Source organism: Cellulomonas sp. A375-1 (assembly GCF_001040865.1).
GTDB lineage: Bacteria > Actinomycetota > Actinomycetes > Actinomycetales > Cellulomonadaceae > Cellulomonas > Cellulomonas gelida.
Genome location: NZ_LFKW01000143.1, coordinates 12,481 through 20,628, shown reverse-complemented (window position 1 = coordinate 20,628; position 8,148 = coordinate 12,481). Strand labels below are relative to the sequence as shown.

4 protein-coding genes are annotated in these 8,148 nt (G+C 75.1%); 1 reads left to right on the top strand and 3 read right to left on the bottom strand.

Going from position 1 to position 8,148, the window contains the following annotated elements; genetic code table 11:
• Positions 1-3,370 (bottom strand): bifunctional proline dehydrogenase/L-glutamate gamma-semialdehyde dehydrogenase (locus tag CWIS_RS15380; RefSeq protein ID WP_231583936.1); only part of this gene is annotated, 3,370 nt, incomplete at its 3' end.
• Between the two features lie 131 nt (positions 3,371-3,501).
• Here CWIS_RS15380 and CWIS_RS15375 point away from each other — a divergent pair.
• Positions 3,502-4,419 carry a LysR family transcriptional regulator gene (locus tag CWIS_RS15375; RefSeq protein ID WP_048344211.1) on the top strand — a complete coding sequence of 306 codons (918 nt, stop codon included), beginning with the start codon at positions 3,502-3,504 and terminating at the stop codon, positions 4,417-4,419.
• A 12-nt stretch (positions 4,420-4,431) separates the two neighbouring features.
• Here CWIS_RS15375 and treZ read toward each other — a convergent pair whose 3' ends face one another.
• Positions 4,432-6,267, bottom strand: coding sequence for a malto-oligosyltrehalose trehalohydrolase (gene treZ, locus CWIS_RS15370; protein ID WP_048344210.1), 1,836 nt, complete (start codon positions 6,265-6,267; stop codon positions 4,432-4,434).
• Position 6,268: 1 nt separating this feature from the next.
• Positions 6,269-8,148 (bottom strand): malto-oligosyltrehalose synthase (treY, locus tag CWIS_RS15365; RefSeq protein WP_048344226.1); only part of this gene is annotated, 1,880 nt, incomplete at its 5' end.

The following is an 8,148-nucleotide window of genomic DNA, read 5'->3' as shown; positions in this document are numbered from 1 at the left end:
CGGAGCCCGGGGGGGCCCCGACGAGCCGCACCCGGCCCCCGTCGAGTCCGGCCAGGCGTGCGAGCCAGGCGCCCTCGTCCTCCACGTGCAGCTCGACCGCCGCCGCGCCGATCGCCGCGGTGAGGCCCGGCGGGAGGGTGTTCGCGCTCGACACGACCACGCGCGTGCCGGCCGCGGCCGCGGCGGCGACCACGCGCGCCAGACCACCCGCGAGCTGGCCCGCCGCGAGCCGCACGAGCACCGGATCGCCGTAGGGCAGGTGCCGCAGCACGTTGCGCTCGGCGACGAGGCCTGTGACGTCCCGGGGGGCGAACCGCGTGGCGAGCGCCAGCGCGTCGCTGCGCGCGCCGCGCTCGACCGCATCCGCCTCGGCGACCGTGAGCTCCTGGCGTGCGGCGTGCACGATCGCGCGGACCCGCTCGTCGGTGACGTCGGCGCCCTCGGTGGCGGTCGCGGTGCGCCAGGTGCCCAGGCCGTCGAGGTAGCTCGGGCCACCGGCCTTGGCGCCCGGGCCCACGGCGGACCGCTTCCAGCCACCGAACGGCTGCCGACGCACGATCGCGCCCGTGATCCCGCGGTTGACGTACAGGTTGCCGGCCTCGACCCGGGCGAGCCACGTGGCGATCTCGTCGGGGTCGAGCGAGTGCAGGCCCGCCGTGAGGCCGTAGTCGACGTCGTTGGCGATCGCGACCGCCTCGTCGAGGTCCGCGGCCGTCATGACGGACAGCACCGGCCCGAAGTACTCGGTCAGGTGGGCGGGCGCGCCGCGCTTCACGCCCACGCGGACGCCCGGGCTCCACAGCCGTCCGGTCTCGTCGAGCCGACGCGGCTGCAGCGCCCAGTGCTCACCCGGGGCCAGCTCCGTCAGCCCGGACAGGAGCTTGCCCGCGGCCGGCTCGATCACGGGCCCCATCTGGGTGCGTGCGTCGTCCGGGTAGCCGACGACGAGCGAGGCGGCCGCGTCGAGGAGCTGGTCGCGGAAACGGCGCGACGTCGCGACCGAGCCGACGAGCACGACGAGCGAGGCCGCCGAGCACTTCTGGCCCGCGTGCCCGAACGCCGAGGTCACGACGTCGCGGACCGCCAGGTCGAGGTCCGCGCTGGGAGTCACGATGATCGTGTTCTTGCCGCTGGTCTCGGCGAGCAGCGGCAGGTCGGCGCGGAACGAGCGGAACAGGGCCGCGGTGTCGTACGCGCCCGTCAGGATCACCCGGTCGACTCCGGTGTGCGCCACGAGCGTGCGGCCCAGCGCGTCCTCGTCGACCTGGACCAGCCGCAGCACGTCGCGCGGGACGCCCGCGTCCCACAGCAGCTCGGCGAGCACCGCGCCGCAGCGCTGCGACTGGCCCGCGGGCTTGAGCAGCACCGCCGACCCGGTGGCGAGCGCGGCCAGGGTCGACCCCGCCGGGATCGCCACGGGGAAGTTCCACGGGGGAGTGACGAGCGTGAGCCGGGCGGGCGTGAACCGAGCCCCGTCCACGTGGTCGAGGTCGCGCGCGAGCTCGGCGTAGTAGTGCGCGAAGTCGACGGCCTCGGACACCTCCGGGTCGCCCTGGTCGATCGTCTTGCCGGTCTCTGCGGCCATGACCTCGAGCAGCTCGGCGCGGTGCGCGTCCAGCACCTCGCCCGCGCGGTGCAGCACCCGCGCGCGCTCGTCGGACGGCAGCGCGGCCCACGCCACTGCGGCTTCGCGGGCGCCCGTGACCTGGGCGTCGACCTCGCTGGACGTGCGCAGCCAGGCCCCGTCGATCGTCGCGGAGCCCAGCGTCGAGCCCGGCACGCGGGCGAGCAGGTCGCGGGCCCAGGTGCGGTTCTCGGGCACGGCCGGGTCGGTGTCCGGCGTGCTGACGAACCTGCCCGGGCCCGGGTGCGGCGCGCCGGCCGGGTACCGCTCGGGCGTGCGGTGACGGTCCGGCACCTGCTCGCCGAGGGCGGCGACGGAGTCGAGGAAGCGGCCGCGCTCGCGGGCGAACAGCTGCGGGTCGGAGTCGAGCTCGAAGACCGCCGACATGAAGTTCTCGGTCGAGGCGCCCTCCTCGAGCCGCCGGATCAGGTAGGCGATCGCGACGTCGAACTCGCGCGGCGCGACGACCGGCGTGTAGAGCAGCAGGCCGCCGACCTCGCGCCGGACGACCTCGGCCTGGCCCTGCGCCATGCCGAGGAGCATCTCGACCTCGACGGCGTCGCGGACCCCGCGCCGGCCCGCGAGCAGCCACGCGTAGGCGACGTCGAACAGGTTGTGCCCCGCGACACCGAGCCGCACGTTGCGGACGCGCTGCGGGTGCAGCGCGTAGTCGAGCACGCGCTTGTAGTGCGTGTCGGACTCGCGCTTGGAGTGCCACGTCGCCAGGGGCCAGCCGTGCAGCTCCGCCTCGACGTGCTCCATGGGTAGGTTCGCGCCCTTGACCAGACGGACCTTGATCGCGGCGCCGCCGCGCGCGCGACGTGCCGCGGCCCAGCCCTGCAGTCGCCGCATGGCGTGCAGCGCGTCCGGCAGGTAGGCCTGGAGCACGATGCCCGCCTCGAGGTGCAGCAGGGCCGGCTCGTCGAGCAGGCGCATGAACACCTCGAGCGTGACGTCGAGGTCCTTGTACTCCTCCATGTCGAGGTTGATGAACTTCTTGCTCGCGGCCGACGCCGCGAGCAGGAACAGCGGTCGGAGCTGGTCGACGGTGTGCGCGACGGTCTCGTCGTGCGCCCAGGGGTTGTGCGGCGCGACGGTCGAGGAGACCTTGACCGAGACGTAGTCGACGTCGTCGCGCGCGAGCAGGCGCATCGTGCCCGCGAGTCGGCGCTCGGCCTCGCGGCGGCCCAGGATGGCCTCGCCCAGCAGGTTGACGTTGAGCCGCGCGCCGTCGGCGCGTAGCCGTGCGATCGAACGGCCCAGGCGGCGGTCGGTCGCGTCGATCACGAGGTGGCCGACGAGTCGGCGCAGCACCGCGCGGGCCGCGGGGACGACGAGGTGCGGCAGCACGGGTGCGAGCGCGCCGCCCAGGCGGACGAGCGCGCGCAGCCCGGGGGACAGGAACGCGGGCGCGCGCCGGGACAGGTCGCGCAGCGTGGCGGCGGCGACGTGCACGTCGTGCGGCCGGATCACGCCGTCGACGAACCCGACGACGAACGCGAGGCCGGCCGGGTCCCGCAGCGCGTCGGCGAGCTGGGCGGCCGAGCGGTCGACCGGGTGCCCCGCGGCCTCGTGCAGCCAGCGCTCGACGAGCTCGACGGCCTCCTGGGCGAGCGCGGGGTCGAGGGCGTCGGTCGTCGCGGGCCGCGGCGCGGGCTCGTCGAGCCGGTCCCCGGACGGGAGGACGGGCGCGGGCTCGTCGGGCTGCGCGTCCGACGGCAGGGCAGGCGTGGGCTGGACCGTCATGGTGTTCCTTCGTGCGAGGCGACCGGGCTCGGCGCGAGCGGGACGTGGCCAGTATCGGTCGGGCAAGTCGTCACGAACAGTGAAGGAACTGGCAGAGTAATCATCATCAGCGCTGACGAGTGGAGACTCCCGTGCTCGATCTTCGTCGCCTCGTCCTGCTCCGCGAGCTGGCGATCCGCGGCACGCTCGCGGCCGTCGCGGAGGCGATGAGCTACAGCCCGTCCGCGGTGTCGCAGCAGCTGAGCCTGCTCGAGAAGGAGACCGGACTGGAGCTGCTGCGCAAGTCCGGGCGCGGGGTGCGGCTCACGCCGCAGGCCGAGGTGCTCGTCGCGGCCGCCGGCGAGCTGCTCGACACGATCGAGCGCGCGGAGGCCGAGGTCGCCGCGTCCCTCACCGAGGTGCGCGGCCGCGTGCGCGTCGCGGTGTTCCAGTCCGCCGCGCTCGCGCTCATGCCCGCCGCGCTGCGCGTCACCGCGCACCGGTACCCGCAGGTCCGGGTCGAGATGGTGCAGCGCGAGCCCGAGACGGCGCTGCACGAGACCTGGGCGCGCGAGTTCGACATGGTCGTCGCCGAGCAGTACCCCGCCCATGCGGCGCCCTGGCTGGTGGGCCTCGACAGGCATGAGCTCACCACCGACGCGATCCGCCTCGCGCTGCCGCCCGACGACCAGCTGCCCGACGGTCGGCTCCCGGACGGACACCTCGTCGGGTCGCTGCTCGACGCGCGCGACCTGCCGTGGGTCATGGAGCCCCGGGGGACGGCGTCACGGCACTTCGCCGAGCAGACCTGCCGCGCCGCGGGCTTCGAGCCCGACGTCCGCTACGAGACGGCCGATCTGCAGGCACAGATCCGCCTCGTGGAGACGGGCAACGCGGTCGCCCTCATGCCCGACCTGGTGTGGACCGATCGGGCCACGACGTGCCGGCTCGTCGCCCTCGCGGGCGGCCCGCGGCGCACGGTGTTCACGGCTCAGCGGCTCGCCGGCCTGGCCTCACCCGCGGTGCGCGCGTTCCGCTCGGTGCTCGAGGAGGTGGCGGCCGGGACCTGAGGTGCTGCGCCCTCAGGCCTCCGCTGCGGGCACCAGCACGGCGACGGACCTGCCCGCGACGACGAGACCGCCCGGGACGGCCCGCACCTCACCCCACCGGGCCGCGAGCATGAGCGGGGCTCCCGCGGAGCCCTCACCGTGCTGGCGGGTGCCCGGGGCGTGCGGCTCGACCGTGGGGTCCAGCGCGACCGTGCGCTCGTCGTCGTCGAGGTTGACCACGACGCGGGCGCGTCCACGGTGCAGCACCAGGACCCCGTGCCACGGGCCGTCGGCCGTCTCGGGGCCGTCCCAGGTCAGGTCGGTCGCCGACAGGTCGCCCGAGGCGAGGTCCGGCACCGAGCGGCGCAGCGCGACGAGCGTGCGGTACCAGTCGTGCAGGACCGCGTGCTCGCCGCGCGTGCGCTCGTCGCGGTCCAGCACCGCCGCGTTGCGCGTCGCGGGGTCCTGCGGGTCGGGGACCTGCACCTCGCCGTCGTAGAGCTCGCGCCAGCCGTGGCCGGAGAACTCCGCCGCGCGTCCCGCGCGGACGGCGTCGGCGAGGTCCGGCTCGGCGTAGGAGGTGAAGAACGGGAACGGCCGGCGCGTGCCCCACTCCTCGCCCATGAAGAGCATCGGCGTGAACGGGGACAACAGCACGAGCGCCGCCTCGCCCGCGAGCGCACCGGAAGGGAGCCGCTGCGCGGGTCGGTCGCCGAGCGCGCGGTTGCCCACCTGGTCGTGGTTCTGGACGCTCACGACGAACCGGTGCCCGTCCGTGCCCGGCGGTACCGGGCGTCCCCATGCGCGACCGCGGAACGTCGAGTGACCGCCGTCGTGTACGAACACGCGTGTGAGCGCGTGCCGCAGCGTCGCGGGCGTGCCGAAGTCCACGTAGTACCCGTGCCGCTCGCCCGTGACGAGCGCGTGGATCGCGTGGTGCACGTCGTCCGCCCACTGCGCGGTCATGCCCCAGCCGCCGTCAGCTGTCGGGGCCAGGGAGACGGGGTCGTTGAGGTCGGTCTCCGCGACCAGGGACAGGGGCCGCCCGAGCGCGTCGGCGAGCGTCGCGACCGCGTCGGACAGCTCGGCGAGCAGGTGCGGCACGGACTCGTCCTTGAGCTCGTGCACCGCGTCCAGCCGCAGCGCGTCCACGTGGAAGTCGCGCAGCCAGCGCAGCGCGGAGCCGACGATCCACGCGCGGACCTCACGCGAGCCCGGCTGGTCGAGGTTGATCGCCGCGCCCCACGGCGTGTGGTGCGCATCGGTCCAGTACGGCCCGAAGTCGCCCACGTACGCGCCGACCGGGCCCAAGTGGTTGTGCACCACGTCGAGGCAGACTCCCAGGCCGTGGGCGTGCGCGGCGTCGACGAAGCGCTGCAGCGCGGCGGGCCCGCCGTACGCCTCGTGCACCGCGTACAGCCCCACGCCGTCGTAGCCCCAGCCGCGGTCGCCGTCGAACGGTGCGATCGGCAGGAGCTCGACGACGTCGACGCCGAGCTCGACGAGCTCCTCGAGCCGCTGCGCCGCGGCGTCGAGCGTGCCCTCGGGGGTGAAGGTCCCGACGTGCAGCTCGTAGAGCACGCGACCGCGCACGTCGACGCCCGCCCAGCCGTCGTCGGTCCATGCGAAGGCCGCCGTGTCGAACACGCGGCTGGGGCCGTGCACCCCCGCCGGCTGCCACGCGCTGCGCGGGTCAGGCCGGGCGGGACCGCCGTCGAGGCGGAACGCGTAGTCCGTGCCGTGCGGCAGCTCGCGGTCGTCGTGCCACCACCCGCCGTCGGCGCGCGTCAGCGCCCGGACCTCGCGCGCGTCCGGACCGACGACGAGCTCGACCGTCTCGGCCTCCGGTGCCCACACCTCGGCGCGCACGTCAGCCCTCGCGGACCAGCAGCGCGACCGGCAGCCGCTCGAGCAGCGGACCGACGGACACGACGCCGCCCGTGACCTCGCGCCCCGTGAGCACGTCGCGCCAGGCGCCGTCCGGGACCGCCACGGTGTGGTCGGCCCAGCCGCCCAGCCGGTCCACCGACACGGCCAGGCGCGTCGCGACGACCACCACGCGCGCGTCGTCGGCCACCGTGCGGGCGTACGTCACGGCGTGTCCCGAGGAGTGCGCGAGCGGGACGTAGCCCGCGTCGGGGCCGACGAACGCCTCGGGCAGCTCCCGGCGCAGCCGCAGCGTGCGCGACGTGACCAGGAGCTTCTCGTCGGACAGGTCCCGCGGACCGGCGCCGTCGTCGAGCCGCTCGAGCCGCGCGGCGAGCGGTGCGACGTCGACCGGCCGCCGGTTGTCGGGGTCGACGAGCGTCGGCTCGTCCACCTCGGTGCCCTGGTACACGTCCGGGACCCCCGGCAGGGTCAGCTGCAGGAGCTTGGTGCCCAGCGTCGCGGCACGCACGGCCTCGCGTGTGCGCTGCTCCCAGTCCGCGAACCGCGCGACGACGCCGTCGTGCGCGAGCGCCCGGTGGGCGAGGTCGAGCACTGCGGTCTCATATCCCTCGTCGGGCGCGGTCCAGAACGTGTGCGTCTTGGCCTCGCGCACGGCCTTCGTCAGGTACTCGACGAGCCGGTCCTCGGCGATCGGCCCGGCCGCGGTCCACGTCCCGGCGAGCGTCTGCCACAGCCACTGCTCGGTGCGGCCGTCGACGCGCGAGCTGCGCGACCCGGCGGTGAGCGCGCGCACCTCGCCGACCAGGCGGGCCCACTCCTGCGGGAGCTCGCTGAGCACCCCGAGCCGGTTGCGTGTGTCCTCGCCGCGCTTGGTGTCGTGCGTCGACAGCGTCGTCATCGCCAGCGGCGAGGCGACCTGCTGACGTGCGGCCCACGCCGACAGGTCGGAGGGGGTGAACGCGAACCGCGACGGCTCGCCGCCGACCTCGCACAGCCCGACGAGCTGCGTCCAGCGGTAGTAGGCCGTGTCCTCGACGCCCTTGGCGGTCACGGCGCCGCACGTCTGCTGGAACCGCACGACGAGCTCGTCGCGGCGCTGGCCGCGCGTCCGGCCCGCGCTGCCCACCTCGCGGCCCAGGAGCAGGTCGAGCACGACGTCCATGGTCGCGGCGCGCTCGGAGGACATGCGGGTCCGGGCGAGCGCGGCCGCGTGCTCGAGCGCCGCGACCGAGTCCGGGTGCGCCTGCTCGCCCGGCACGACGTAGGCGCGGTAGCGGTCGAACGCGACGAGGAGCTCGATGAGGCACTCGTGCAGCGCGCGCCAGGTGTGGTCGCGCAGGCGCAGGTCGTCGGCGCAGATGCTCGCGGCGAGCGTGGTGAGGCGGTAGATCTCGGCGTAGAGGGGTCCGTCGATCACCTCGCGCTTGGCCTGCTCGACGACGTGCGCGTAGTCGTCGGACGCATCGCCGGTGAGCCGGTGCATGAGGGCACCCAGCGGCGCGGCGCCACCCGGGTCGACGAACGTCTGCTGGATGCGCCACAGCGCGTCGTACCCCGTGGTGCCAGCCGTCTCCCAGTCGCCCGGCAGCGCCTCGTCGCCCTCGAGGATCTTCTCGACCACGACCCACGCGCCACCGCTCGCCTCGCGCAGCCGGGCGAGGTAGCCCGTGGGGTCGGCCAGGCCGTCGGGGTGGTCGATCCGCAGGCCGTCGATCGTGCCGTCCGCCAGCAGGTCGAGCACCAGGCGGTGCGTCGCGTCGAAGACCTCGGGGTCCTCGACGCGCAGCGCGACGAGCGTGCCCACGTCGAAGAACCGGCGGTAGTTGAGCTCCTCGTCAGCGACGCGCCAGTACGCGAGCC